Here is a 25211-nt window from a genome sequence, read left to right on the forward strand (position 1 = left end):
AATCCCCCGAAGCAAACATCGCAAAACCTGTAGGAAAAAACCTTTCAGCGCTCCCTTCAATGACAAATTCCAGACAAAAAAATGCCCGGCAAGCCGGGCAAGTTTTGTTATGCGCGTGCTTACAAGTTGTAGCCGCGTTCGTTGTGAAGCGCCAGATCGATGCCGACCGCTTCTTCTTCTTCGTTGATCCGCAGCCCCATGACCGCATCCAGCACCTTGAGGATGATGAACGTGGCGATTGCGGTGTAGATCACCGTGAAACCCACGCCCTTGCACTGAATCCACACTTGCGCGGCGATGTCGGTCACAGTGCCGAAGCCACCCAGGGACGGTGCTGCGAACACACCGGTCAGGATTGCGCCGAGGATACCGCCGATACCGTGTACGCCGAAGGCGTCCAGGGAGTCGTCATAGCCGAGCTTGCGTTTCAGGGTGGTCGCGCAGAAGAAGCACACCACGCCAGCCGCCAGGCCGATTACCAGTGCGCCCATCGGGCCGACGGTGCCGGCAGCCGGGGTGATTGCCACCAGGCCGGCAACCACGCCCGAAGCGATACCCAGTGCGCTAGGTTTGCCGTGGGTGACCCACTCGGCAAACATCCAGCCCAGCGCAGCAGCGGCGGTAGCGATTTGCGTCACCAGCATCGCCATACCGGCGGTGCCGTTGGCCGCAGCGGCGGAACCGGCGTTGAAACCGAACCAGCCGACCCACAGCATCGCCGCGCCCATCAGGGTGTAACCGAGATTGTGCGGCGCCATTGGCGTGGTCGGGAAGCCTTTGCGCTTGCCCAACACCAGGCATGCAACCAGGCCGGCCACACCGGCGTTGATGTGCACCACGGTGCCGCCGGCGAAGTCCAGCACGCCCCAGTCCCACAGCAGGCCGCCATTACCGGACCAGACCATGTGCGCAATCGGCGCGTAAACCAAGGTGAACCAGATGCCCATGAAGACCAGCATCGCAGAGAACTTCATCCGCTCGGCGAAGGCGCCGACGATCAACGCCGGGGTGATGATCGCGAAGGTCATCTGGAAGGTGACGAACACTGCCTCAGGGAACAGTGCCGCAGGGCCGGTCAGGCTGGCTGGCGTGATGCCGGCGAGGAATGCCTTGCCCATGCCGCCGATGAACGAATTGAAGTTGACGACGCCCTGCTCCATGCCAGTGGTGTCGAACGCGATGCTGTAGCCATAAATGACCCACAGGACGCTGATCAGACCGGTAATGGCGAAGCACTGCATCATCACGGAAAGAATGTTTTTCGACCGAACCATGCCGCCGTAGAACAGCGCGAGTCCGGGAATGGTCATGAACAGCACCAAGGCTGTCGAGGTCATCATCCAGGCGGTATCGCCGGAATTGAGGACTGGGGCCGCCACTTCGTCTGCCGCCATGGCCAGGCCGGGCATTACGAGGGACAAAAGGGCTCCTAGCCCTGCGAATTTACGCAGAGTCATATTGTTTTCTCCTGGGGCGTTGGGTTTGTGGCGGCTTAGATAGCGTCGGTATCGGTTTCGCCGGTACGGATGCGAATCGCCTGTTCCAGATTGACCACGAAGATCTTGCCGTCACCGATCTTGCCGGTGTTGGCAGCCTTGGTGATGGCCTCGATTACCCGGTCCAGATCCTTGTCGTCGATAGCGACGTCGATCTTCACCTTGGGCAGGAAATCGACCACGTATTCCGCGCCGCGATACAGCTCGGTGTGACCCTTCTGCCGACCAAAGCCTTTGACTTCAGTGACGGTAATGCCCTGCACGCCGATCTCGGACAGCGACTCGCGTACGTCGTCCAGCTTGAACGGCTTGATGATGGCAGTGACTAGCTTCATGAAAACTCTCTCCCGAATTGGTGGACTTGCCCCAGGAAAACAAACCCGTCTCAAGTCTAAGCGCAGTGCCTGGCTTTGTAACGCATCGTCGGCCTTACCTGCCCGTCCGACGCCAGCTAACCGCTCCTTGCGAAGCACTCCCCGTGTTTCGCTTGGCGCACTGCATTCGTCACAGCGACTGCATCAGTGCATGGGTCACAAGGGACTAAGCAGAAAGCTTGCCATCTCCACAAAACTGACTGTTTTCAAGTCTTTACCGGCGGATGGTGGATACTTCGCGACAACACCTGGCACGTTACGCACAACAACGGTGCGACGCCGTCCGTCCCGATGCGCGAAAACCGTGCATCCCTTGCCCGCGGAAATGACTATAGACACTGCGTGATACACTGCCCGTCATTGTTTCCAGGACATTGCCCATGCTCGCGCCAAAAGACTTCCTCGACGCCCTGACCAGCACCGCCTCCCGCCTCTTCAGCGGCGACACGCCGCTGCCGAAAGCCGAAATCGAAAGCCAGTTCAAAATGTTGCTGCAGAGCGGCTTCAGCAAACTGGATCTGGTGAGTCGGGAAGAGTTCGATAGCCAGATGGTTGTATTGGCACGCACTCGGGCGCGGCTGGAGGCTCTTGAAACGAAGGTTGCGGAGATGGAAGCGAAGCTAACCCCGCCGACCGAATAAATTCTGATGTGAAATGCAGTCCCCTTGTGGGAGCGAGCTTGCTCGCGATTGAAGGTCGGAACGACCTTCCGCTTCACCTGTAGGAGCTGCCGAAGGCTGCGATCTTTTGATCTTCAGCCCCGCAACAATCCCGGCAACGTCCTACAAACATCACACCGCCGTCCGATTGCGTCGCGAAGTATCCGATCTCTATGCTCATCCCCAGCTGAATATTCAGCACCGGGTTTGGCGACCTGGATAGCATCCGACGCACCGCGACCACATTCGATTCAGGGAATTATCCCATCTCGAATTATGGCGGCTGTGCGTGGGAGACCTTCAGGTCTGCCGGTTTGTCCGGATGCACCGGTTCGCCAACCCGCGCGCAGCTGCCACCCTTTCGTTTGGCGACGAACAGAGGCAGCTTCCTTCATACGCATCCGGAGTTGCAAAATGGAAGAAAGCTATCTAATCCCTCACGTCTTCACCCGCCACAAACTCCACCTCCACGCCCTCCTAATACAAAACCAACCCTGGTTCAGCGCCCGCGACCTAGGGCGACTTCTACGCATCTACCTCAACGACCGCCAACTCCGAAAACTCGATACCGACCAATACCAAACCACCAGAACCCTCATCTACGGCCGCACCGAGAACACCCTGCTGATCAGCGAATCCGGTGTCTACGCCATGCTCGTCTACCACTACTGCCCCGAATACCGAGCATTACGTGAATGGCTCACCCACGAAGTCGTCCCCGCCCTGCGGGACGCCCAACACCCCACCACAACCGAACGCCCACAACTGAGCCTGCTCAATTGGCCGGAAATGTCATTGAGCCTGCTGCACTGGAACAACCAGCCGTGGATTCGATTGCAGGATGTTCCGCAGATGATGACAGAGCGGGAGCAGGCAAGACGCCCGGTAAAACCGTGGTGGAAGCGGGCTTCACGTGTCCTGCAGTCGCTTTGAACATTTAACGTTCAACCACGCTCGATCCGGGCTGAGCGCAACTCATAGGTCGATTGCAGATTCATCCAGAAATCGGGTGTCGTGTTCAGGTGGACGGATAGCTTTTGCGCCAGACCAACACTGACACCGCTCCGCTGATTCACAACATCGCTTATTTCCGCCTCTGGCTCGTTCAGCGAGCGAGCCAGAGCATCGGTTGTAACGCCCAGCGGCTTCAAAAACTCCTCGCTGAGAATTTCGCCAGGATGAATCGGGCGCATCCCATTCCTGTTCATTCACGCCTCCTACGTCTGCATTCAGCGAGATCATAAGCAGCAACCTTCATCCGGCAAGACCATCCACGCTCTTTCACCGATGTCCTTCATCTATCTCGGCAGGGTCCTACAAAAAGCAGCTCTCCGGCCTGATTTATTCCCCGGACCCGTTCCCCCTACGCTTTCCGCCTTGATATTCCATAGACGTTAGCAATGAGAAGAAAAGGGAAAGGCACGGACCTTCGTAACCAGACTTTTAAATCGAACGCACGGAAGCTTACCTACCAAGCATTTATTAAAAACATCGCGCCTCGTGCATTAAAAATGGACGTAGCAGCTGTCAGGTTTGAGCCGATTACCGCAGCAGCGTTAGAGAAATGTCATTTATGGGAAGGAGCAACAATCTACCCATGGGATCACATCCCCGACTGGAAGCGCAAAGATGCCAAAGGTTTGGATTTGGCAATTTGGTATGGGCAGAATCTGTGTGGCTTGTGCTATGCAACACCGCGAAGGAGCGCTCTCTGTCTGAAGGTAGTTCTTCTGCAGAGCGATCCAGACAGATCCCATCCGCTTCGTGGCTTGATCGCTCCGATCGCGATACTGGCCGCTGATTTCTATGCGCGTATGCTTGGGTGCAGAGAGATCGAAATCCAGGACCCTGATCCGAACGTTGTTTTTTATTATCGAGATCTCGGGTTCGACTTTGACCATAACAACCGCCTTGTCATCTACTTGAGCGACCAATAACATCCAATCGCAGGAGGTGCGTATGAGCCCAAAAAAGCGAAAGGCGAAGCTCTTACAAATTGTTGAGTTTCACACCGAAGCACGTCGTTTGGCTGGAACTTTATCGGCCAATCAACGACGCTTTATTGAAGTCGCCATCGCGCGCGGTAAAGAACTTGAACCAGGTGGTTGGTTGGCCGGTGGACGACGCTGAATTTTTATCGTGAAAGAAACCGTCTAAATGGCGGTTTTTTTGTACCTCGCCAATGCCCTGGTTCGTAACCGCAATATCCCGTGAAATTTTGCCCACGTAACCACCCCCACCAATTCCCTCTCCCCCGTCTACCCTTCACAAACCCGCAGGAAGCGGTGCTCTTCAACTCAAGGAACGCCCATGTCCCTCTCCATCGTCCACAGTCGCGCCCAGGTCGGCGTCGAGGCACCCGCCGTCACCGTAGAAGTTCATCTGGCCAACGGCCTGCCATCCCTGACCATAGTCGGCCTGCCCGAGGCGGCAGTGAAGGAAAGCAAGGATCGGGTGCGCAGTGCGATCATCAATTCGGGGCTGCAATTTCCGGCGCGACGGATCACGCTGAATCTGGCGCCGGCGGACTTGCCGAAGGATGGCGGGCGGTTCGATCTGGCGATTGCCCTGGGGATTCTCTCGGCCAGCGTGCAGGTGCCGACGCTGACACTGGATGACGTGGAGTGTTTGGGGGAGTTGGCCCTGTCAGGTGCGGTACGGGCAGTTCGAGGGGTGTTGCCGGCGGCGTTGGCGGCACGCAAGGCCGGGCGCTGGCTGATGGTGCCACGGGCGAACGCTGAGGAAGCGTGCCTGGCGTCGGGACTGAAAGTGATTGCTGTTGACCATTTGCTGGAGGCCGTCGCGCACTTCAACGGGCATACACCGATCGAGCCTTATGCTTCCGATGGACTGCTCTGCGCCAGCAAACCATATCCCGACCTGAATGAAGTGCAAGGGCAACTGGCGGCCAAGCGTGCGCTGCTGATTGCGGCTGCAGGCGCTCACAACCTGCTACTCAGTGGTCCCCCGGGGACCGGAAAAACGTTGTTGGCGAGTCGCTTGCCAGGGCTGCTGCCGCCGCTGACCGAAAGCGAAGCGCTGGAAGTGGCGGCGATTCAATCGGTCACCAGTTGTGTGCCCTTGCGTCACTGGCCACAGCGCCCCTTTCGCCAGCCCCATCACTCCGCCTCTGGCCCCGCTTTAGTGGGTGGCGGCTCGAAACCGCAACCGGGTGAAATTACCCTCGCCCACCACGGCGTCTTGTTTCTTGATGAGCTTCCCGAGTTTGAACGCAGAGTATTGGAAGTCCTGAGGGAACCGATGGAATCCGGGCATATCGTAATCTCGCGGGCGAAAGATCGCGTGCGCTTTCCGGCGCGCTTCCAGTTGGTGGCGGCGATGAATCCATGTCCCTGTGGATATCTTGGCGAACCGAGCGGGCGCTGCTCCTGCACGCCGGACATGGTGCAGCGTTATCGCAACAAACTGTCGGGGCCATTGCTCGATCGCATCGACCTGCATCTGACCGTCGCCCGGGAAACTACGACGTTGAACCCCACGGTGAAACCGGGAGAGGACAGCGCCCGTGCTGCGGCGCTTGTCGCCGAGGCGCGTGAGCGTCAGCAGAAGCGTCAGGGTTGTGCCAATGCCTTTCTGGATTTGCCGGGGCTGCGTCGGCACTGCAAGTTATCCACAGCCGATGAACACTGGCTGGAGTCGGCTTGCGAACGGCTGACCTTGTCGCTGCGTTCGGCGCATCGGTTGCTCAAGGTTGCGCGGACGCTGGCGGATCTGCAGCAGGTTGACGGGATCAGCCGTGAGCATCTGGCGGAAGCGTTGCAATATCGGCCGGCCACGCAGTAAGTGTCGAAACCGAGTCGCTCCATTCGCGAGCAAGCCCGCTCCCACAGGTTTGGCGTCGTTTATCCTGTGGGAGCGGGCTTGCTCGCGAAGACTAATTCAGCCGCACCTCAACGAAAGCGGTCAACCCCGGAACGCAAAACCGACGCCAGCCTCTCCTGCGGCTTCACCGTTTCAGCTCAAGTGCACGACATCCGGCAACTTCATGGAACGGACTTCGTTTTGCAGGAAGTCGCTGAGCCGGCGCATGCGCTCACCGCCGGGCCGGGTTTTCGGCCAGACCAGGTAATAACACTCACCGCTGGCGACGGCGGTCGGCCACGGCAAACTCAGGCGTCCCTGCGCGACATCCTCCGCGACCATCAGCAGATCGCCCATGGACACGCCATAGCCTCGCGCGGCGGCGATCATGCCCAGTTCCAGGGTATCGAACACCTGCCCGCCCTTGAGCGACACCTGATCGGCCAGGCCCATGCGTTCGAGCCAGTTGCGCCAGTCGCGGCGGTCAGGCGTGGGGTGCAGCAACTCGGTGTTGGTCAGGCGCTCGACATTCCAGGGCTGGTCGCCCCGCAGGTTGGGCGCGCCGACCGGGATCAATTCCTCGGGAAACAGGTAACTCGCCTCCCAGTCCGGAGGGAAATGGCCGTTACTCAACAGCACCGCACAGTCGAACGGCTCGTCGTTGAAATCCACGGAATCGACGTCCATCCACGCACTGGTCAGCTGCACTTCGTTACCCGGTTGCAGATGGCGAAAGCGACTGAGGCGCGCCAGCAACCAGCGCATGGTCAGGGTCGACGGGGCTTTCATGCGCAGGATGTCGTCTTCGGCACGCAAGGTATTGCAGGCGCGCTCCAGCGCGGTGAAGCCTTCGCGAATGCCCGGCAACAGTAACCGCGCCGACTCGGTCAGTTGCAGGTTGCGGCCACTGCGATGAAACAGGCGGCAGGCAAAATGTTCTTCGAGTGTACGAATATGCCGGCTGACCGCACTTTGGGTAATCGACAGCTCTTCGGCCGCGCGGGTAAATGAGCTGTGCCGCGCCGCCGCTTCGAATGCGCGCAGGGCATACAAGGGAGGAAGACGACGGGACATCGGGAAAGCTCCTATAGTGGGGTTCGTCCACCCTAGCAGAAACTCTTCAGCATGAGTTTGAATCATGCCACCCATCCTTTTTATCCCTTTGTGCAATCCTCGCAGAGCGCCGAGAATCGGTGCTTTCCTGTTCCCTTTGATAATCGAGCGTGATGACCATGCAACATCCAGCACGTACTGAACTCTGGGCCATCCTGCGGCTGGCGGGGCCGCTGATTGCCTCGCAGTTGGCGCACATGCTGATGGTCCTCACCGACACCTTGATGATGGCGCGCCTGAGTCCCGAGGCGCTGGCCGGTGGCGGGCTCGGTGCGGCGACCTATTCGTTCGTGTCGATTTTCTGCATCGGCGTGATTGCTGCCGTCGGCACACTGGTGGCGATCCGTCAGGGGGCCGGCGACATTCTCGGGGCTACCCGGCTGACCCAGGCCGGGTTGTGGCTGGCATGGCTGATGGCGCTGGTCGCCGGTTTGCTGCTGTGGAACCTCAAACCGGTGCTGCTGCTGTTCGGCCAGACTGAAAGCAACGTCAACGCGGCTGGTCAGTTTTTGATCTTCCTGCCGTTCGCCCTGCCCGGCTACCTAAGCTTCATGGCCCTGCGCGGGTTCACCAGCGCCATTGGCCGTGCGACGCCGGTGATGGTCATCAGCCTGGGCGGTACAGTCGCCAACTTCTTGCTCAACTATGCATTGATTACCGGGATGTTCGGCCTGCCAAAGTTGGGGCTGGTGGGCATCGGGCTGGTCACGGCGATTGTCGCCAACCTGATGGCCCTTGCGCTGGCGTGGCACATTCGTCGGCACCCGGCGTACGAGGCTTATCCGCTAAGTCAGGGATTGTCACGGCTGAACCGCCAGTACCTGAAGGAGTTGTGGCGTCTGGGCCTGCCGATTGGCGGCACCTACGCGGTGGAAGTCGGGCTGTTTGCCTTCGCCGCGCTGTGCATGGGCACCATGGGCAGCACGCAACTGGGCGCACACCAGATCGCCCTGCAAATCGTCTCGGTGGCGTTCATGGTCCCGGCGGGTATTTCCTACGCAATCACCATGCGCATCGGTCAGCATTACGGCGCCGGGCAGCTGCTGGATGCGCGCCTGGCCGGGCGGGTCGGCATTGCGTTCGGGGCGGCGGCGATGCTGTGTTTCGCCATGGTCTTCTGGCTGCTGCCAAACCAGTTGGTCGGTTTGTTCCTCGACCAAAACGACCCGGCGTTCCGCGATGTCATCAACCTGGCCGTGAGCCTGTTGGCAGTGGCGGCGTGGTTCGAGCTGTTTGACGGCACCCAAACCATCGCCATGGGCTGCATTCGCGGACTCAAGGATGCCAAGACTACTTTCCTCGTCGGCCTGGGTTGCTATTGGCTGATCGGCGCTCCGGCGGCGTGGTGGATGGCGTTCCACTTGCACTGGGGGCCAACGGGCGTCTGGTGGGGTCTGGCGCTGGGCCTGGCGTGCGCGGCAGTGAGCCTGACGCTGGGGTTCGAGTGGAAGATGAAGCGGATGATCAGGCGCGATACAACGTCAGAGCAGCGCTTCGAGGTCGCTCAGCCTGACTGAGCCCCCTGTAGGAGCGAGCTCGCTCGCGATGGTCGTCAACGATAACGCTGGTTGGCAGGTGCCCCGCGGCGTTCTCAGGTTTATCGCGAGCAAGCTCGCTCCTACAGGGCTCTGTGGCAACCTCAGCTTACGATTTCCAGCATTGGCTGCTGGCTGGAGCCGATCGTCAGGTACTCCACCAGCTCGGCCAGCGGCAATGGCTTGCTGATCAAATACCCCTGCACCTGATCGCACTCGAACCCGCGCAGCAGATCCAGTTGCTCCGGCGTCTCCACACCTTCGGCGACCACTTCAAGGTTGAGGTTGTGCGCCAGGTTGATCATCGCGTGGACCAGTTTGCGGTTTTCCTCACGCTGTTCCATGCCGCCGACAAAGCTCTTGTCGATCTTCAGCAAAGTGATCGGCAGGCTGTTGAGGTGCACAAACGACGAGAACCCGGTGCCGAAATCGTCGAGGGAAAAGCGCACACCGAGGCGCCCGAGGGCGTCCATGGTTTGCTTGACCAGATCACTACGACGCATGACCGCAGTTTCGGTCAGCTCGAACTCCAGCCACTGCGCCTCGACGCCGCGCTCGGTAATCAGGCGACTCAGGGTCGACAGCAGCTGGCTGTCCTGGAACTGTCGGAACGACAAATTGATCGCCATGTGCAACGGCGGCAAACCCAGTTCAAGCAGCGCCTGCATGTCGCGCAAGGCCCGGGAAATCACCCAGTAGCCCAGCGGAACAATCAGACCGCTTTGCTCCGCCAGCGGCACGAATTCGCTCGGTGGCAGCAAGCCGCGCTCGGCATGGCGCCAGCGCACCAAAGCTTCGAGGCCGACGATCTGCCCGTCTTCAAGGTTCAGCCGCGGCTGGTAGTGCAACTCCAGCTCATCGCGGCGCAACGCACGGCGCAGCTCGGTTTCGAGGTCGGCGATGCTGCGGGCATTGCGATTGATGCGTTCGTTGAATATATGAAAGGTGCAACCTTGCGTGCTTTTGGCCTGCTGCATGGCGATGTGCGCGTGCCACATCAGCGGATCCGCGCCGGCCTGGGCCCGGGCGTAGGCGATGCCCAGGCTGGAGCCGATCAACAGGCTTTCGCCGTCGACCCAATAAGGCTCGGCCAGCGCTTCGCTGATGCGCTCGGCCATCCACTCGGCACGCTGGGGTGCGCGACGGGTGTCGATCAGCAGCGCGAATTCATCACTGCCCAGGCGCGCCAGTTGATCGCCGGCCTCAAGCTGACTCTTGAGCCGCGCCACCACTTGCAGGATCAGGCGGTCACCGGCCTGATGGCCGAGGGCATCGTTGGCATAACGAAAGTTGTCGAGGTCGAGATGACCGAGGGCCAGGCCGCGACCGTCGTTTTCCGCCAGCCGCGCCGTCAACAGGGTCTGAAAGCCCTGGCGATTGGCGATGCCGGTGAGCGGATCTTGCTCGGCCAGGCGTTGCAGGGTGTTTTCCAGCACGCCACGCTCGCGCACATGGCGCAGGCAACGGCGCAACATGCCAGGATCGAGATGATCGCGCACCAGCCAGTCGCTTACACCGTCGGGCGGGGTCAGTGGCTCATGGTCGAGCAGCAACACCGTCGGCAGGCTGCAACGGCCCGGCGCCGGTTGAAGTTGCGGGATGGTCAATAACACCGCGCTGCGGTTGTCATCGAACAGGCTGCTGACCGACTCCCAACTCGGCGCGCTGATGAGCACGGCCGAGCTCCCCATCGGAGCCAGACACTCGCGCAACAACGCTGCCCACGCCGGCTCTTCGGCCAGTAGCAGCAAACGCAAGGGTTCGACAGGCGTAGACAAGCTAGCTCCCTAGACTCTGCAAAGATGTAGGCGACGGGCATTATGCCGTTCCGATGGTCAATAACAATGACATCAGTTGGCAAAACGAGCCCTTTGTATCCGCAATTACGAACATTAGCCGCAAATTCGTTGCGCATCCTGCGTGAAAGTAACAAAACCGGCAATTGCAGATAGCGCAGTACGTCACAAGTCGGACAGAGCAGCACAATTCGCTGAGCCTGTTAAAATGCCGGCCCATTTCGTGACTGACTCCTGAATTTACCTATGTCCCGACTCAATCCCCGGCAGCAAGAAGCCGTGAGCTACGTCGGCGGCCCTCTTTTGGTGCTCGCCGGTGCAGGCTCCGGCAAGACCAGCGTAATCACGCGCAAAATCGCGCATCTGATCCAGAACTGCGGCATCCGCGCCCAGTACATCGTCGCCATGACCTTTACCAACAAGGCCGCCCGCGAGATGAAGGAACGGGTCGGCACCTTGCTGCGTGCTGGTGAAGGTCGCGGGCTGACGGTTTGCACTTTCCACAACCTGGGCCTGAACATCATCCGCAAGGAGCATGTGCGGCTGGGCTACAAACCGGGCTTCTCGATCTTCGACGAGACCGACGTCAAAGCCCTGATGACCGACATCATGCAGAAGGAATACTCGGGCGACGACGGCGTCGACGAGATCAAGAACATGATCGGCGCCTGGAAAAACGACCTGATCCTGCCGGCCCAGGCCCTGGAAAACGCGCGCAACCCCAAGGAACAGACCGCCGCCATCGTCTATACCCACTACCAGCGCACGCTCAAGGCGTTCAACGCAGTGGACTTCGACGACCTGATCCTGCTGCCGGTGAAGCTGTTCGAAGAGCACGCCGACATTCTGGAAAAGTGGCAGAACAAGGTGCGCTACCTGCTGGTCGACGAATACCAGGACACCAACGCCAGCCAGTATTTGCTGGTGAAAATGCTCATCGGCAAACGCAACCAGTTCACCGTGGTGGGCGACGACGACCAGTCGATCTACGCCTGGCGCGGCGCCCGCCCGGAAAACCTGATGCTGCTCAAGGACGACTACCCGTCCTTGAAAGTGGTGATGCTGGAGCAGAATTACCGCTCCACCAGCCGCATCCTGCGCTGCGCCAACGTGCTGATCTCGAACAACCCCCACGAATTCGAAAAGCAGCTGTGGAGTGAAATGGGTCACGGCGACGAGATCCGCGTGATCCGCTGCCGCAACGAGGACGCCGAGGCCGAGCGTGTGGCCATGGAAATCCTCAGCCTGCACTTGCGCACCGACCGGCCTTACAGCGATTTCGCGATCCTCTATCGCGGCAACTACCAGGCCAAGCTGATCGAGCTGAAATTGCAGCACCACCAGGTGCCGTATCGCCTGTCCGGCGGCAACAGCTTTTTCGGCCGTCAGGAAGTGAAAGACCTGATGGCCTACTTCCGCCTGATCGTGAACCCGGATGACGACAACGCCTTCCTGCGGGTGATCAACGTGCCGCGCCGCGAGATCGGCTCGACCACGCTGGAGAAATTGGGCAACTACGCCACCGAGCGCAAGATTTCGATGTACGCCGCCACCGACGAAATCGGCCTGGGCGAGCATCTGGACAGCCGCTTCACCGATCGCCTGTCGCGCTTCAAGCGCTTCATGGACCGGGTGCGCGAGCAGTGCGCCGGCGAAGACCCGATCTCCGCCCTGCGCAGCATGGTCATGGACATCGACTACGAGAACTGGCTGCGCACCAACAGCTCCAGCGACAAGGCCGCCGATTACCGCATGGGTAACGTCTGGTTCCTGATCGAGGCGCTGAAGAACACCCTGGAAAAAGACGAAGAAGGCGAAATGACCGTCGAGGACGCCATCGGCAAACTCGTCCTGCGTGACATGCTGGAGCGCCAGCAGGAAGAAGAAGACGGCGCCGAAGGCGTGCAGATGATGACCTTGCATGCGTCCAAGGGCCTGGAATTCCCCTACGTGTTCATCATGGGCATGGAAGAGGAAATCCTCCCGCACCGTTCCAGCATCGAAGCCGACACCATCGAAGAAGAACGTCGCCTGGCCTACGTGGGCATCACCCGCGCGCGCCAGACCCTGGCCTTCACCTTCGCCGCCAAGCGCAAGCAATACGGCGAGATCATCGATTGCGCGCCGAGCCGCTTCCTCGATGAGTTGCCGCCGGACGATCTGGCCTGGGAAGGCAACGACGACACACCGACCGAAGTCAAAGCCGTGCGGGGCAACAACGCATTGGCGGATATACGCGCGATGTTAAAGCGCTAGAATTGACCACTTTTATATGACCTTCGGCGCACAGGCGCCAAAAGAGGACAGCTTCATGGAAGCCCTGCACCAGAAAATTCGCGAACAAGGCATTGTGCTTTCCGACCAGGTCCTGAAAGTCGACGCCTTTCTGAACCACCAGATCGACCCGGCCCTGATGAAGCTGATCGGCGACGAATTCGCCACGCTGTTCAAGGATTCGGGCATCACCAAGATCGTCACCATCGAAGCCTCGGGCATCGCCCCGGCCATCATGACTGGCCTGAATCTCGGCGTACCGGTGATTTTCGCCCGCAAGCACCAGTCCCTGACCCTGACCGAAAACCTGCTGTCGGCGACCGTGTACTCGTTCACCAAGCAGACCGAAAGCACCGTGGCCATCTCCCCGCGCCACCTGACCAGCAGCGACCGCGTGCTGATCATCGATGACTTTTTGGCCAACGGTAAGGCGTCCCAGGCGCTGATCTCGATCATCAAGCAGGCCGGCGCGACCGTGGCGGGCCTGGGCATCGTTATCGAGAAGTCGTTCCAGGGCGGCCGTGCGGAGCTGGATTCGCAAGGTTATCGCGTAGAGTCCCTGGCCCGCGTGAAGTCGCTGGCCGATGGTGTCGTGACCTTTATCGAGTAAGCCGCCACACCACAATTCCCCCTGTGGGAGCGGGCTTGCTCGCGAAGGCGGTGTGTCAGTCGACTGGTTTTTGACTGATACACCGCCTTCGCGAGCAAGCCCGCTCCCACATTTGATTTATGTTGGCTGTTATTGCGCGGTGGCTTTCAGGCCGGCCAGCAGTAACCGCTGATACAAATCCTCCTTCAGCCCCTCCGGGCTGGCCAGCTGCATGCGCTCCAGATGCTCCGGGAACGCTGCTGCCTCCGGCGCATCCAGCGCCGCCTTGCCCAGTTCCAGCACCTCGCTCAGCTTGAACTTGCTCTTGAGCCAGTTCAGCGCTCGCAACACATCTCGCTCGACCTCGGTGAAATCACACCCCAGCGGATACTCTGGAAAAAGCCACGGATGCCGCGCCTGAATGCCCTGCAAGCGCTGCGGAGTATTTTCGGCAAAGCGCGGATCGAGACGGAAGTCCTTGGGCAATTTGCCGACTTCCTGCGCCCGCTCGATCAGTCCCGGCTGAAAACGCGAGTCGCTGATATTGAGCAAGGCCTCGATCACTGCCGCATCGGTTTTACCGCGAAGATCGGCGATGCCGTACTCGGTGACCACGATGTCCCGCAAGTGCCGGGGGATCGTGCAGTGGCCATATTCCCAGACGATGTTCGAGCTGACGTCGCCGCCAGACTCACGCCAGCTGCGCAGCAGCAACACCGAACGCGCACCCTGCAGCGCATGCCCCTGAACCACGAAGTTGTACTGCCCGCCTACGCCACTGAGCACACGTCCGTCTTCGAGCTGATCCGCCACCGCGGCACCGAGCAAGGTCACGGTGAACGCGGTGTTGATGAACCGTGCATCAAGACGCTGCAAACGCTTGAGCTCTTCCTGGCCATAGAGCTCGTTGATGTAGCTGATGCGAGTCATGTTGAATTCGAGTCGCTTGCTTTGCGGCAACTCACGCAAGCGTTCGTAGTAGCTGCGTGGACCGAGGAAGAAACCGCCGTGCACCGAGATGCCATCGGTTTGCACCGCCTCGTCGAGGGTGCCGGCATTCGCCTGCTGTTGGGTCGCCACGTCCGGATAAACCTTGCGCCGAACGATTCCGGCATCGGCCAGCACCAGCAAGCCGTTGACGAACATTTCGCTACAGCCATACAGGCCTTTGGCGAACGGTTCGATGCCACCTTCGCGCTCGATCAGTTGCGCCCACTGACTGAGATTCACCTCGTCCAGCAACGCCTTGTAAGCGTCACTTTCGGCTTGTCGCGCCAGCAGCGCCGCCGTCAGCGCATCGCCGATGGAACCGATGCCGATCTGCAAAGTGCCGCCGTCACGCACCAGGGTGCTGGCGTGCAGGCCGATGAAATGGTCCTGGCACCCCACCGGCATATTCGGCGTGGAAAACAGTGTGGTGTTGTCCTTCTCATCGATCAGCAGGTCGAAAGTGTCGATGCCGAGTTCCGCATCGCCGGGCATGTAAGGCAGATCGTTGTGCACCTGGCCGACCATCAGGATGGTTTCTCCGGCGGCACGGCGCTTGGCAATCATCGGCAGCAGATCGAGGGTGATGTCCGGGTTGCAGCTCAGGCTCAAGCGGTCGGGTTGCCCGGCATGGCTGGCGACTAACTGAGCGACCAGGTTCAACCCGGCGGCATTGATGTCCCGCGCCGCATGGCTGTAATTGCTGCTGACGTAATCCTGCTGCGCCGTCGCACTGTTGAGCAGGCTGCCGGGCTGCATGAAGAACTGCTGAATGTGGATATTGCCCGGCAGTTGGTCGCGATGCAGGTCGGCGAGGAAATCCAGCTCGGGATAATCGCCGAACACCCGTTCGATAAAGGGCTCGAGGAAACGCTTTTGCAAACCGTCGCCCAAGGGCGGGCGGCCAAGGCACAGCGCGGTGTAGATCGTCAGCCGCCGCTCTGGCAGTTGGGCGATACGTCGATACAACGCGTTGACGAAGTGGTTGGGTTTGCCCAACCCCAGAGGCAAGCCCATGTGGATATGCGCCGGCAACCGTGCCAAGACGTCATCGACCGCTTGCTCGATAGAACACAGCTGCACCATCGCATCCTCCCTCATGTTCCATGAATTGGGGTTGGACCGAGCTTGCCGGGTCTTGGCTGCAAAAAACAGCCTCAGACGCCAAATCATGCCAGCACCGAAGATCCTTTGTGGGAGCGGGCTTGCTCGCGAAGAGGCCGTGTCAGCCGACATCAATGTTGACTGACACACCGCTTTCGCGAGCAAGCCCGCTCCCACAAGGGTTCTTCATTGTCTTCAGGACAAAACAGCAGGCACAAAAAAGCCGCTCGTAAGCGGCTTTTCGCTGAAGACGGGGCTTACTTCAGGCCGGACATCTTCTGGATGGCGCCTTTGAGCTCTGGATCGGAGCAATCGGCGCAGGTGCCTTTTGGCGGCATCGAGTTGAGGCCGGAGATAGCCTTGGCGAGCAGGCCGTCAACACCACCTTCTTTCTTGGCGCGCTCGCCCCAAGCGGCGGCATCACCGATTTTCGGCGCGCCCAACAGGCCTGAGCCGTGGCAAGCGTTGCAATGTTTTGCAATCACTTCATCCGGAGTTTTTGCACCGCCACCGCCGCCAGCGGCAGTGGCCACTTCCATCCCTTTGCACTCTTTACCCTGAACACAAACCTGACCGACTGGCTCAAGGCGTTTGGCGATAACGTCGTTGGTCGCAGCTTGAGCGCTGACACTGACAGCCCATAGGGCCAATACGGTTGCTGGTGCAGCCAGCATTTTCATAATTAGGTTCACGCGTTCACCCTCAATGGTGGCTAGTCACGCCTACGGCCACGGTTCGCAGGCGGGCGCAAGTATAGCGGTAAGCCCGTCGCACTGAAACAACCCCAAAGTCACAAGGGTCTTAGGCTGCGGCGGAAAAACGGCCCGGGTTCCTCTGCGATGCTGGCAGGACGCCTCTTTTCTTAGAAATTCGCCGGCGTGGCTGCGCTGATTAGTCGCGCTGGCGCATCGAACGGATTACGGAAACGGTGTGGCTTGGTACTTTCAAAGTAGTAGCTATCACCGGCTTCGAGTACAAAAGTTTCGAGACCGACCACCAGTTCCAGTTTTCCTTCGACCAGGATGCCGGTTTCCTCGCCTTCATGGGTGAGCATCTCGTCACCGGTGTCGGCGCCTGGCGGATAGATTTCATTGAGGAATGCGATAGCCCGGCTCGGGTGGGCCCGGCCGACCAGTTTCATGGTCACGGCGCCATCGGAAATATCGATCAGCTCGTTGGCCTTGTAGACGATCTGAGTCGGTTTTTCCTGCAGGATTTCTTCGGAAAAGAACTCGACCATGGACATGGGAATCCCGCCCAACACCTTGCGCAGCGAACTGATCGAAGGGCTCACGCTGTTCTTCTCGATCATCGAAATCGTGCTGTTGGTGACCCCCGCCCGTTTGGCGAGCTCACGCTGGGAAAGGCCTTTGAGCCTACGGATGGATTGCAGCCGTTCACCGACGTCCAAAGCTTGCGCCTCCAGGATTCAGGATTGTTGAAACAGTGAGCGTTATCATGGCGACAGCGTTCAGTATTTACAACACCTTGACCTGAATCCTGCTCAGCGAGGCGACTTCCGGTCTGGAGCCCTGCGCACTAAGCCCCGGAATAGAGCAGTGGCACTCGGCGCAGGTTGCAGAAAATCTGGTAAGGAATCGTGCCAGCGGCAATGGCCACGTCACTGGCAAGGATGTTTTTGCCCCACAACTCGACGGTCGAACCGAGACCGGCCTGCGGCACATCGGTCAGGTCGATACAGAGCATGTCCATCGACACCCGGCCGAGCAACTGGCTACGCTGCCCGGCCACCAGCACGGGGGTGCCGGTCGGTGCCAAACGCGGGTAGCCGTCGGCATAACCCATCGCTACCACGCCAATGCGCATCGGTTTAGGGGTGATGAATCTGGCGCCGTAACCGACGGGTTCGCCAGCCGGCAACTCGCGCACACTGATCACTTTCGATTCCAGGGTCATGACCGGTTGCAGGCGCGATGCCACTTCGTTGGCCTCTTCGAAGGGCGTGGCGCCATAGAGCATGATGCCCGGACGCACCCAATCACTCGGAATCTGCGGCCAGCCGAGCACCGCCGGCGAGTTGCGCAAACTCACTTCGGCGGACAACCCCTTACGCGCCGCTTCAAACACCGCCACCTGTTCGGCGCTGGCCTGTTCGTGCAGTTCATCGGCGCGAGCAAAGTGGCTCATCAGCACCACTTTCGCGACCTTGCCACTCGCCAGCAGACGCCGATAAGCCGCTTGATAATCCGCCGGGTGCAGCCCCACGCGGTGCATACCCGAATCGAGCTTCAGCCACACAGTGATCGGCTTGCTCAATGCGGCTTTTTCGATGGCTTCGAGCTGCCACAGCGAATGCACCACACACCAGAAATCATGCTCGACGATCAGAGACAACTCGTCGGCTTCGAAAAAGCCTTCCAGCAACAGCACCGGTGCATGAATACCCGCGGCCCGCAGCTCCAGCGCCTCTTCGATGCAGGCCACGGCAAACCCGTCCGCCTCGGCTTCCAGCGCTTGTGCGCATCGCACAGCGCCATGGCCGTAGGCATCAGCCTTGATCACCGCGAGGGCTTTGGCCCCCGTGAGTTCACGGGCGATTCGGTAGTTGTGACGCAGGGCTTGAAGGTCGATCAGGGCACGGGCAGGACGCATGGCGGCACACTTCTGGTCGGGTTATCGGGAAGAAAAAACCGGCGCTGGCTGACGGCGTGAACCGCCAACAGCACCGGGAGAGGGATCTTTCTGACAGGATTATGGCAGAGCGGCGACAACCGACAGCTCGACCAGGATTTCCGGCTCGCACAATTTCGATTCAACCGTGGCGCGGGCCGGGGCAACACCTTTTGGCAGCCACTTGTCCCACACCGCGTTCATGCCTTCGAAATGTGCGTCGATGTCTTTCAGGTAAATCGTCACCGACAGCAGATGGTGCTTGTCGGTGCCAGCCAGATCGAGCAAACGCTCGATGTTGGCGAGGGTTTCACGGGTCTGCTGCTCAATCCCGGCGTTCATGTCATCGCCGACCTGTCCGGCCAGGTAAACCGTGCCGTTATGGGTGACGATCTGACTCATGCGCTCATTGGTGAGCTGGCGCTGGACTGACATGCTTTGCAGGCTCCTGGGTTTTGTTGCCATAACGGGAAATATCGAGGCCTTCGGCGCTGATCTGCGGCTTTTTCTTCGCCATCAGGTCGGCCAGCAAGCGACCCGAACCACAAGCCATGGTCCAGCCGAGCGTACCGTGACCGGTGTTCAGGAACAGGTTCTTGAACGGGGTGGCGCCAACAATCGGGGTGCCGTCCGGAGTGGTCGGACGCAGGCCGGTCCAGAAATCGGCCCGGGCCAGATCGCCGCCCTGAGGATAAAGATCGTTGACGATCATCTCCAGGGTTTCGCGGCGACGCGGGTTCAGCGACAGGTCAAAACCGGCAATCTCGGCCATGCCGCCGACGCGGATGCGGTTGTCGAAACGGGTGATCGCGACCTTGTAGGTTTCGTCGAGAATGGTCGAGGTCGGTGCCATCGCCGGGTTGGTGATCGGCACGGTCAGCGAGTAGCCCTTGAGCGGATAAACCGGTGCCTTGATGCCCAGCGGCTTGAGCAGTTGCGGCGAGTAGCTGCCGAGCGCCAGCACGTAGCGGTCGGCGGTTTCCAGCTTGCCGTCGATCCACACGCCGTTGATGCGGTCACCGGCGAAGTCGAGGCGCTGAATATCCTGACCGAAACGGAACTGCACACCGAGCTTCGCGGCCATTTCTGCGAGCTTGGTGGTGAACATCTGGCAGTCGCCAGTCTGGTCGTTCGGCAGGCGCAGGGCACCGGCGAGGATGTCGGTGACGCTGGCCAGTGCAGGTTCGACGCGGGCGATGCCATCGCGGTCGAGCAGTTCGAACGGCACGCCGGATTCTTTCAGCACGGCGATGTCTTTCGCGGCGCCGTCCAGTTGAGCCTGGGTGCGGAACAGTTGGGTGGTACCGAGGCTGCGGCCTTCGTAGGCGATGCCGGTCTCCAGGCGCAGTTCGTCGAGGCAGTCACGGCTGTACTCGGACAGACGAACCATGCGCTCCTTGTTCACCGCGTATCGGCTGGCGGTGCAGTTGCGCAGCATCTGTGCCATCCACAGGTACTGGTCGATGTCGGCAGTGGCCTTGATCGCCAAGGGTGCATGGCGCTGCAACAGCCACTTGATGGCTTTGAGCGGCACACCCGGCGCGGCCCACGGCGAGGCATAACCCGGCGAAACCTGCCCGGCGTTGGCGAAACTGGTCTCCATGGCAGCAGCTGGCTGCCGGTCGACAACCACTACTTCAAACCCGGCGCGGGCCAAGTAATAAGCACTGGTGGTACCGATAACGCCGCTACCCAAGACCATGACGCGCATTTTCAAATCCCTCATCGCGGCTAACCGCTGACGTTTGTTATTCAAAGCTTCAGATGCGCGCAGTGTAAAAAAGATTTGCCAGTGCTTTTCACTATATAAGCGCCTATATTTGGCGACAATTCTCGGCAAAAACCCTTTTCACGGAGGCGCATCCCCTATGCGTACCAACACTCAGACCAAACGTGAGCTGGACAAGATCGACCGCAACATCCTGCGGATCCTGCAAGCGGACGGGCGGATTTCCTTTACGGAGCTTGGGGAAAAGGTCGGGCTCTCGACCACGCCCTGTACTGAGCGGGTCCGGCGCCTGGAGCGCGAGGGGATCATCATGGGCTACAACGCCCGGCTCAATCCGCAGCACCTGAAGGGTAGTCTTCTGGTATTCGTCGAGATCAGCCTGGACTACAAATCCGGCGATACTTTCGAAGAGTTCCGACGCGCGGTGCTGAAATTGCCCCATGTGCTGGAGTGTCACCTGGTGTCAGGGGATTTCGACTACCTGGTGAAGGCACGAATTTCCGAGATGGCCTCGTATCGTAAATTGCTGGGCGACATCCTGCTCAAGCTGCCCCACGTGCGCGAGTCCAAGAGTTACATCGTGATGGAAGAGGTGAAAGAGAGCCTGACCTTGCCGATTCCGGATTGAGATTTGCGGTGTCTGTTCAGCCGCTTTCGCGAGCAAGCCCGCTCCCACAGTTGATCACCGCCGTACACAAATCTGTGACCACTGAAGATCCAATGTGGGAGCGGGCTTGCTCGCGAAGGCAGCGACTCGGTCTATCTAGACCAGCACCTGCCGTGTACTGGCCATGTACTCGAACACCTGCTTCTCCACCCGCGGATGAATCAGCTCCACCGGCCCCCGCCCATTGGGGCACGGCAAGGTCTTGGTGGTGCCGAACAATCGACAGATCAGCGGCCGCTCGTCATACACCGTGCAACCATTCGGTCCCAGATGCACACAGTTGAGCTCTTCCATCGCGGCATCCTGCTCGGCACGAGTCTTGCGCGGCAGGCGCGACATTTCTTCCGGCGAGGTGGTCACCGGCCCACAGCAGTCATGGCAGCCGGGCACGCACTCGAACGAGGGAATCTGTTGTCGCAATGTGCGAATTGTCTGGCTGTTGCAGCTCATTGCAGCGGTGACCCAAAGCGGAATAGAGCGCGATTCTGACGCAAAAGCCCCGATCCAGACAGCACCAGCCGACCAATGTTGCCCGCCCGGGAAGGTCCGGCTTATGCTCCGTCAAGTTTTCTAAACGCAAGAATCAGGAACACGCACATGAATGCCCGTGCTCAACAGCCTGTCAGCCACACCGCTTCCTACTACGCCGCCAGCAGCCTGCCTCAGCCCGAACTTCCGGTGCTCAAAGGCGAAGTGTTGGCCGACGTCTGTGTAGTGGGCGGCGGGTTTTCAGGGTTGAACACGGCGCTTGAGCTGGCCGAGCGCGGACTCAGCGTGGTGTTGCTTGAAGCCCACAAAATCGGTTGGGGCGCCAGTGGACGCAATGGCGGGCAGCTGATTCGCGGCGTTGGTCACGGCCTCGATCAGTTCACCAATGTCATCGGTGTCGAAGGCGTGCGGCAAATGAAACTCATGGGCCTGGAAGCCGTGGAAATCGTCCGGCAACGGATCGAGCGTTTTCAGATCCCCTGCGACCTGACCTGGGGTTACTGCGACCTCGCCAACAAGCCCCGTGACCTTGAAGGTTTCGCCGAGGATGCCGAAGAACTGCGCAGCCTCGGTTATCGCTACGAGACTCGTTTGCTGCAGGCCAATGAGATGCACACCGTGGTCGGCTCTACGCGTTACGTCGGCGGCCTGATCGACATGGGTTCGGGGCACCTGCATCCATTGAACCTGGCTTTGGGCGAAGCCGCAGCCGCACAACAATTGGGGGTCCAGCTGTTCGAGCAGTCGGCCGTGACCTGCATCGACTACGGCCCCGAGGTCAAGGTCCATACCGCCGAGGGCTCGGTGCGCGCCAGAACCCTGGTGTTGGGTTGCAATGCCTACCTCAATAACCTCAACCCGGAACTCAGCGGCAAAGTCCTGCCCGCCGGCAGCTACATCATCGCCACCGAACCATTGAGCGAAGAACTGGCCCACGCCCTGCTGCCGCAGAACATGGCGGTCTGCGATCAAAGGGTGGCGCTGGATTATTACCGGCTCTCGGCGGACCGGCGCCTGCTATTCGGCGGTGCCTGCCATTACTCGGGCCGCGACCCGAAAGACATCGCCGCGTACATGCGCCCGAAAATGCTCGAAGTTTTTCCGCAATTGTCTGGTGTGAAGATCGACTATCAGTGGGGCGGCATGATCGGCATCGGCGCCAATCGTCTGCCGCAGATCGGCCGGCTCAAGGACCAGCTGAATGTGTATTACGCACAGGCCTATTCCGGTCATGGCGTGAATGCCACACACCTGGCCGGCAAGCTGCTGGCCGAAGCCATCAGCGGCCAGCACAGTGGTGGCTTCGATCTGTTTGCCAGGGTGCCGCATATCACCTTCCCCGGCGGCAAGCATTTGCGCTCGCCGTTGCTGGCGTTGGGGATGTTGTGGCATCGGCTTAAAGAGTTGATCTGAAAAATTCTCGGTGTCAGCTCTGACGCCTTCGCGGGCAAGCCCGCTCCCACAGGGATTACTGGTATTCACAAGAATTGTGTTCACCGCCGAAACCTGTGGGAGCGGGCTTGCCCGCGAAGAGGCCCTGAAGAACACTGCAAAACTCAGATCCGCCAGAAAGGCTTCAGCCCCTCTTCCAACGCCTGCCCTCGCGTCAGCCCGATATCCTTGAGCTGGTCGGGTGTCAGGGCCAACAACGCCTTGCGCGTGCGCAGCCGGCACCAGAACCGGTCCCAGCGACTCAGGCTGGACGGCGCACTGCGCATGCCCGACTCCCGCGTGCCGTTGTTCTGCCCTGCCGCCAGTTCCTGACTGTGTAACGTCAGCCGCACATCGCTCAAACCGTTCATCTTGGATGCTCCTGTTTACTTGGGTAGCCAGAGGTTCCATGATGCGAGGGCGCGTAAAAGCAATACAGATTCAATGGAACTGTATTAATTCAATACAGTTTTATCGATTCCGCCACTGAATCCTGATTTTTTGCCTGATCTGTACTGGTTAACCGAATCACCCCTATCGAGGCTGCACCATGACCCTTTACGTCAACCTCGCCGAGTTGCTCGGCACACGTATCGAACAGGGCTTCTATCGCCCCGGTGACCGACTGCCTTCGGTACGGGCGCTGAGCGTCGAGCACGGCGTCAGCCTGAGCACGGTGCAGCAGGCCTATCGGGTGCTGGAGGACAGCGGGCTGGCCATGCCAAGGCCCAAATCCGGGTACTTCGTTCCGGCCAGCCGCGAACTGCCGGATTTGCCGGCAGTCGGCCGCCCGGCCCAGCGTCCGGTGGACATTTCGCAATGGGATCAAGTGCTGGAATTGATCCGCGCAGTGCCGCGCAAAGATGTGGTGCAACTCGGGCGCGGCATGCCGGACATCACCAGCCCGACCATGAAACCGCTATTGCGCGATCTGGCGCGAATCAGCCGGCGGCAGGACATGCCTGGCCTGTATTACGACAACATCCACGGCAACCTCGAACTGCGTGAACAAATCGCTCGCCTGATGCTCGATTCCGGCTGTCAGTTGGGCGCCAGTGAGCTGGTGGTCACCACGGGTTGCCACGAAGCGCTGTCCACCAGCATTCGTGCCATCTGCGAGCCGGGGGACATTGTTGCGGTGGACTCGCCGAGCTTTCACGGTGCGATGCAGACCCTCAAGGGCCTGGGCATGAAGGCCCTGGAAATCCCTACCGACCCGCTGACCGGGATCAGTCTTGAAGCACTGGAACTGGCCCTGGAGCAATGGCCGATCAAGGTCATACAGTTGACCCCCAACTGCAATAACCCGTTGGGCTACATCATGCCGGAGTCGCGCAAACGTGCGTTGTTGACGCTTGCGCAGCGCTTTGACGTGGCGATCATCGAGGACGATGTGTATGGCGAACTGGCCTATACCTACCCGCGTCCGCGCACGATCAAATCCTTCGACGAGGACGGTCGCGTCCTGTTGTGCAGTTCGTTTTCCAAGACCCTGGCCCCGGGCCTGCGCATCGGCTGGGTCGCGCCGGGCCGGTATCTGGAACGGGTGCTGCACATGAAATACATCAGCACCGGCTCCACCGCGCCACAACCGCAAATCGCCATCGCCGAATTTCTCAAGGGCGGCCACTTTGAACCGCATTTGCGGCGGATGCGCACACAATACCAGCGCAATCGCGACGTGATGATCGATTGGGTGACTCGCTATTTCCCGGTCGGCACTCGCGCCAGTCGCCCACAAGGCAGCTTCATGCTGTGGGTCGAACTGCCGGAAGGTTTCGACACCCTGAAACTCAATCGCGCCTTGCACGACCAGGGCGTACAGATTGCCGTCGGCAGCATTTTTTCCGCCTCGGGCAAGTACCGCAATTGCCTGCGCATGAACTACGCTGCCAAACCAACGGCACAAATTGAAGAAGCCGTGCGCAAGGTCGGTGCCGCCGCTATCAAGTTGCTGGCCGAGACTCAAGACACTCCTTGAGGTAGCTCAATCGAGCTGGAAGCTCCCCGCCAGCTGGAACAGCGTCATGTCACTGACCCGCGCCGCCTGACGGTCGATCCGCGCGTCCAGTTCCAGCTCCACCTCCAAGTGCTCACCCGACAGTATCCTGCCGTTGTACCGGGGCCGGACCCTGACCCCAGGCCAAATTCGGTCAGTGCTGCGCCCCTGCTCGACGTCGCGCACCCAGTCCACGGAGCGCCCGTCGAGACGCGAGGAAACCAGGCGCAATTGCACAGTCCCCGACCCGAAGCGGAAACCCTGAGCATCGGCAGCAGGTGCGTTGAATCTCAATCCCATCGGACGTTCCTCGGGGCATTGAATCTGCAGGCGAATTCGCCGCAGGCCGAAGCTCAATGCACCGCCAGTGTCCGGCAAGTCCAGCAGTCTCGCACGTGTGACCGAACCATAATCCAGCGCTGCGGGACTAAGCCGCATCGTACAGTCATCCTCGGCGAAAGCCGGACGTACAAACGTCCACAACAGCAACAACATGACCAGACCTTTCATGTAAAT

25 protein-coding genes are annotated in these 25211 nt (G+C 59.9%); 11 read left to right on the forward strand and 14 right to left on the reverse strand.

Translation table 11 applies throughout. The annotated features are described in order from the left end of the window. Positions 1 to 119: 119 nt before the first annotated feature. Together PMI28_RS08495 and glnK are read right to left on the reverse strand one after the other, a co-directional pair. Positions 120 to 1457 (reverse strand): ammonium transporter, encoded by a 1338-nt coding sequence (locus PMI28_RS08495; RefSeq protein WP_007989495.1) that lies wholly within the window; start codon positions 1455 to 1457, stop codon positions 120 to 122. 35 nt (positions 1458 to 1492) lie between these two features. Then, complete coding sequence (glnK, locus tag PMI28_RS08490) at positions 1493 to 1831, reverse strand: P-II family nitrogen regulator (RefSeq protein ID WP_002555808.1); 339 nt, start codon at positions 1829 to 1831, stop codon at positions 1493 to 1495. A 419-nt stretch (positions 1832 to 2250) separates the two neighbouring features. On the opposite strand from glnK, the gene PMI28_RS08485 reads away from it, so the two are divergent. Further along, entirely contained in the window at positions 2251 to 2511 is a 261-nt protein-coding gene (locus tag PMI28_RS08485) for an accessory factor UbiK family protein (protein ID WP_007989497.1), read from the forward strand. 432 nt (positions 2512 to 2943) lie between these two features. Next, positions 2944 to 3462 carry a BRO-N domain-containing protein gene (locus tag PMI28_RS08480; protein WP_007989498.1) on the forward strand — a complete coding sequence of 173 codons (519 nt, stop codon included), beginning with the start codon at positions 2944 to 2946 and terminating at the stop codon, positions 3460 to 3462. Between the two features lie 11 nt (positions 3463 to 3473). On the opposite strand, the gene PMI28_RS08475 is transcribed toward PMI28_RS08480, so the two are convergent. After that, positions 3474 to 3737 carry a HigA family addiction module antitoxin gene (locus PMI28_RS08475; RefSeq protein WP_007989500.1) on the reverse strand — a complete coding sequence of 88 codons (264 nt, stop codon included), beginning with the start codon at positions 3735 to 3737 and terminating at the stop codon, positions 3474 to 3476. A gap of 192 nt (positions 3738 to 3929) precedes the next feature. Here PMI28_RS08475 and PMI28_RS08470 point away from each other — a divergent pair, with 192 nt between their 5' ends. From PMI28_RS08470 to PMI28_RS08465, 3 genes are all read left to right on the forward strand, one after another. Continuing rightward, complete coding sequence (locus PMI28_RS08470; protein ID WP_007989502.1) at positions 3930 to 4466, forward strand: hypothetical protein; 537 nt, start codon at positions 3930 to 3932, stop codon at positions 4464 to 4466. A gap of 22 nt (positions 4467 to 4488) precedes the next feature. Then, on the forward strand, positions 4489 to 4659 hold the full coding sequence (locus PMI28_RS30795; RefSeq protein ID WP_177318977.1) for a hypothetical protein: 171 nt from the start codon (positions 4489 to 4491) through the stop codon (positions 4657 to 4659). 180 nt (positions 4660 to 4839) lie between these two features. Continuing rightward, positions 4840 to 6333, forward strand: coding sequence for a YifB family Mg chelatase-like AAA ATPase (locus PMI28_RS08465; RefSeq protein ID WP_007989504.1), 1494 nt, complete (start codon positions 4840 to 4842; stop codon positions 6331 to 6333). 171 nt (positions 6334 to 6504) lie between these two features. On the opposite strand, the gene PMI28_RS08460 is transcribed toward PMI28_RS08465, so the two are convergent. Next, positions 6505 to 7425 (reverse strand): LysR substrate-binding domain-containing protein, encoded by a 921-nt coding sequence (locus tag PMI28_RS08460; protein ID WP_007989505.1) that lies wholly within the window; start codon positions 7423 to 7425, stop codon positions 6505 to 6507. A gap of 158 nt (positions 7426 to 7583) precedes the next feature. Between PMI28_RS08460 and PMI28_RS08455 the strand changes: the two genes are divergently transcribed. Beyond that, positions 7584 to 8981: a NorM family multidrug efflux MATE transporter gene (locus PMI28_RS08455; protein WP_007989507.1), complete on the forward strand. Its 1398-nt coding sequence runs from the start codon at positions 7584 to 7586 to the stop codon at positions 8979 to 8981. Between the two features lie 122 nt (positions 8982 to 9103). Here PMI28_RS08455 and PMI28_RS08450 read toward each other — a convergent pair whose 3' ends face one another. Next, complete coding sequence (locus PMI28_RS08450) at positions 9104 to 10777, reverse strand: putative bifunctional diguanylate cyclase/phosphodiesterase (RefSeq protein WP_007989509.1); 1674 nt, start codon at positions 10775 to 10777, stop codon at positions 9104 to 9106. Between the two features lie 264 nt (positions 10778 to 11041). Here PMI28_RS08450 and rep point away from each other — a divergent pair, with 264 nt between their 5' ends. Both rep and PMI28_RS08440 read left to right on the forward strand, forming a co-directional pair. Continuing rightward, a complete protein-coding gene (gene rep, locus PMI28_RS08445; RefSeq protein WP_007989511.1) occupies positions 11042 to 13051 on the forward strand; it encodes a DNA helicase Rep in 2010 nt (669 codons plus the stop codon). A 55-nt stretch (positions 13052 to 13106) separates the two neighbouring features. Then, the gene (locus tag PMI28_RS08440; protein ID WP_007975145.1) at positions 13107 to 13679 is read left to right on the forward strand and encodes a xanthine phosphoribosyltransferase; all 573 of its coding nucleotides are present in this window, start codon (positions 13107 to 13109) and stop codon (positions 13677 to 13679) included. A 129-nt stretch (positions 13680 to 13808) separates the two neighbouring features. On the opposite strand, the gene PMI28_RS08435 is transcribed toward PMI28_RS08440, so the two are convergent. The 6 genes from PMI28_RS08435 to dadA all read right to left on the reverse strand — a co-directional run bounded on the left by PMI28_RS08435 (position 13809) and on the right by dadA (position 20091). Then, entirely contained in the window at positions 13809 to 15731 is a 1923-nt protein-coding gene (locus tag PMI28_RS08435) for an acetyl-CoA hydrolase/transferase C-terminal domain-containing protein (RefSeq protein WP_007989514.1), read from the reverse strand. Between the two features lie 275 nt (positions 15732 to 16006). Further along, positions 16007 to 16429 carry a c-type cytochrome gene (locus PMI28_RS0128785; protein ID WP_033063507.1) on the reverse strand — a complete coding sequence of 141 codons (423 nt, stop codon included), beginning with the start codon at positions 16427 to 16429 and terminating at the stop codon, positions 16007 to 16009. 182 nt (positions 16430 to 16611) lie between these two features. Further along, positions 16612 to 17160: a cupin domain-containing protein gene (locus tag PMI28_RS08430; protein WP_007975150.1), complete on the reverse strand. Its 549-nt coding sequence runs from the start codon at positions 17158 to 17160 to the stop codon at positions 16612 to 16614. 128 nt (positions 17161 to 17288) lie between these two features. Then, positions 17289 to 18362, reverse strand: a complete 1074-nt coding sequence (gene alr / locus PMI28_RS08425) for an alanine racemase (protein ID WP_007989528.1) — start codon at positions 18360 to 18362, stop codon at positions 17289 to 17291. A 99-nt stretch (positions 18363 to 18461) separates the two neighbouring features. Further along, on the reverse strand, positions 18462 to 18815 hold the full coding sequence (locus tag PMI28_RS08420; RefSeq protein ID WP_007989530.1) for a RidA family protein: 354 nt from the start codon (positions 18813 to 18815) through the stop codon (positions 18462 to 18464). Next, positions 18787 to 20091, reverse strand: a complete 1305-nt coding sequence (dadA, locus tag PMI28_RS08415) for a D-amino acid dehydrogenase (RefSeq protein WP_007989532.1) — start codon at positions 20089 to 20091, stop codon at positions 18787 to 18789. Before dadA ends, PMI28_RS08420 begins: the two co-directional genes overlap by 29 nt. A 157-nt stretch (positions 20092 to 20248) precedes the next feature. On the opposite strand from dadA, the gene PMI28_RS08410 reads away from it, so the two are divergent. Next, complete coding sequence (locus PMI28_RS08410) at positions 20249 to 20737, forward strand: Lrp/AsnC ligand binding domain-containing protein (RefSeq protein ID WP_007975155.1); 489 nt, start codon at positions 20249 to 20251, stop codon at positions 20735 to 20737. Positions 20738 to 20872: 135 nt separating this feature from the next. Here PMI28_RS08410 and PMI28_RS08405 read toward each other — a convergent pair whose 3' ends face one another. Then, entirely contained in the window at positions 20873 to 21226 is a 354-nt protein-coding gene (locus PMI28_RS08405) for a YkgJ family cysteine cluster protein (RefSeq protein WP_007975156.1), read from the reverse strand. Positions 21227 to 21373: 147 nt separating this feature from the next. Between PMI28_RS08405 and PMI28_RS08400 the strand changes: the two genes are divergently transcribed. Next, positions 21374 to 22678 carry an NAD(P)/FAD-dependent oxidoreductase gene (locus tag PMI28_RS08400; protein ID WP_007989535.1) on the forward strand — a complete coding sequence of 435 codons (1305 nt, stop codon included), beginning with the start codon at positions 21374 to 21376 and terminating at the stop codon, positions 22676 to 22678. Between the two features lie 143 nt (positions 22679 to 22821). Here PMI28_RS08400 and PMI28_RS08395 read toward each other — a convergent pair whose 3' ends face one another. Further along, positions 22822 to 23067, reverse strand: a complete 246-nt coding sequence (locus PMI28_RS08395) for a DUF1127 domain-containing protein (protein WP_007989537.1) — start codon at positions 23065 to 23067, stop codon at positions 22822 to 22824. Between the two features lie 179 nt (positions 23068 to 23246). On the opposite strand from PMI28_RS08395, the gene PMI28_RS08390 reads away from it, so the two are divergent. Next, positions 23247 to 24677, forward strand: coding sequence for an aminotransferase-like domain-containing protein (locus PMI28_RS08390; protein ID WP_007989539.1), 1431 nt, complete (start codon positions 23247 to 23249; stop codon positions 24675 to 24677). A 6-nt stretch (positions 24678 to 24683) separates the two neighbouring features. On the opposite strand, the gene PMI28_RS29125 is transcribed toward PMI28_RS08390, so the two are convergent. Further along, positions 24684 to 25205 carry a hypothetical protein gene (locus tag PMI28_RS29125; RefSeq protein WP_007989542.1) on the reverse strand — a complete coding sequence of 174 codons (522 nt, stop codon included), beginning with the start codon at positions 25203 to 25205 and terminating at the stop codon, positions 24684 to 24686. Between the last annotated feature and the right edge of the window lie 6 nt (positions 25206 to 25211).

It is taken from the genome of Pseudomonas sp. GM48, assembly GCF_000282335.1.
Lineage (GTDB): Bacteria > Pseudomonadota > Gammaproteobacteria > Pseudomonadales > Pseudomonadaceae > Aquipseudomonas.

Bases quoted from the DNA above. Each gene is read 5' to 3' on its own strand.
- PMI28_RS08495 (WP_007989495.1), bottom strand. From the start codon at position 1,457: ATGACTCTGCGTAAATTCGCAGGGCTAGGAGCCCTTTTGTCCCTCGTA.
- glnK (WP_002555808.1), bottom strand. From the start codon at position 1,831: ATGAAGCTAGTCACTGCCATCATCAAGCCGTTCAAGCTGGACGACGTA.
- PMI28_RS08485 (WP_007989497.1), top strand. From the start codon at position 2,251: ATGCTCGCGCCAAAAGACTTCCTCGACGCCCTGACCAGCACCGCCTCC.
- PMI28_RS08480 (WP_007989498.1), top strand. From the start codon at position 2,944: ATGGAAGAAAGCTATCTAATCCCTCACGTCTTCACCCGCCACAAACTC.
- PMI28_RS08475 (WP_007989500.1), bottom strand. From the start codon at position 3,737: ATGAACAGGAATGGGATGCGCCCGATTCATCCTGGCGAAATTCTCAGC.
- PMI28_RS08470 (WP_007989502.1), top strand. From the start codon at position 3,930: ATGAGAAGAAAAGGGAAAGGCACGGACCTTCGTAACCAGACTTTTAAA.
- PMI28_RS30795 (WP_177318977.1), top strand. From the start codon at position 4,489: ATGAGCCCAAAAAAGCGAAAGGCGAAGCTCTTACAAATTGTTGAGTTT.
- PMI28_RS08465 (WP_007989504.1), top strand. From the start codon at position 4,840: ATGTCCCTCTCCATCGTCCACAGTCGCGCCCAGGTCGGCGTCGAGGCA.
- PMI28_RS08460 (WP_007989505.1), bottom strand. From the start codon at position 7,425: ATGTCCCGTCGTCTTCCTCCCTTGTATGCCCTGCGCGCATTCGAAGCG.
- PMI28_RS08455 (WP_007989507.1), top strand. From the start codon at position 7,584: ATGCAACATCCAGCACGTACTGAACTCTGGGCCATCCTGCGGCTGGCG.
- rep (WP_007989511.1), top strand. From the start codon at position 11,042: ATGTCCCGACTCAATCCCCGGCAGCAAGAAGCCGTGAGCTACGTCGGC.
- PMI28_RS08440 (WP_007975145.1), top strand. From the start codon at position 13,107: ATGGAAGCCCTGCACCAGAAAATTCGCGAACAAGGCATTGTGCTTTCC.
- PMI28_RS08435 (WP_007989514.1), bottom strand. From the start codon at position 15,731: ATGGTGCAGCTGTGTTCTATCGAGCAAGCGGTCGATGACGTCTTGGCA.
- PMI28_RS0128785 (WP_033063507.1), bottom strand. From the start codon at position 16,429: ATGAAAATGCTGGCTGCACCAGCAACCGTATTGGCCCTATGGGCTGTC.
- alr (WP_007989528.1), bottom strand. From the start codon at position 18,362: ATGCGTCCTGCCCGTGCCCTGATCGACCTTCAAGCCCTGCGTCACAAC.
- PMI28_RS08420 (WP_007989530.1), bottom strand. From the start codon at position 18,815: ATGTCAGTCCAGCGCCAGCTCACCAATGAGCGCATGAGTCAGATCGTC.
- dadA (WP_007989532.1), bottom strand. From the start codon at position 20,091: ATGCGCGTCATGGTCTTGGGTAGCGGCGTTATCGGTACCACCAGTGCT.
- PMI28_RS08410 (WP_007975155.1), top strand. From the start codon at position 20,249: ATGCGTACCAACACTCAGACCAAACGTGAGCTGGACAAGATCGACCGC.
- PMI28_RS08405 (WP_007975156.1), bottom strand. From the start codon at position 21,226: ATGAGCTGCAACAGCCAGACAATTCGCACATTGCGACAACAGATTCCC.
- PMI28_RS08400 (WP_007989535.1), top strand. From the start codon at position 21,374: ATGAATGCCCGTGCTCAACAGCCTGTCAGCCACACCGCTTCCTACTAC.
- PMI28_RS08395 (WP_007989537.1), bottom strand. From the start codon at position 23,067: ATGAACGGTTTGAGCGATGTGCGGCTGACGTTACACAGTCAGGAACTG.
- PMI28_RS08390 (WP_007989539.1), top strand. From the start codon at position 23,247: ATGACCCTTTACGTCAACCTCGCCGAGTTGCTCGGCACACGTATCGAA.
- PMI28_RS29125 (WP_007989542.1), bottom strand. From the start codon at position 25,205: ATGAAAGGTCTGGTCATGTTGTTGCTGTTGTGGACGTTTGTACGTCCG.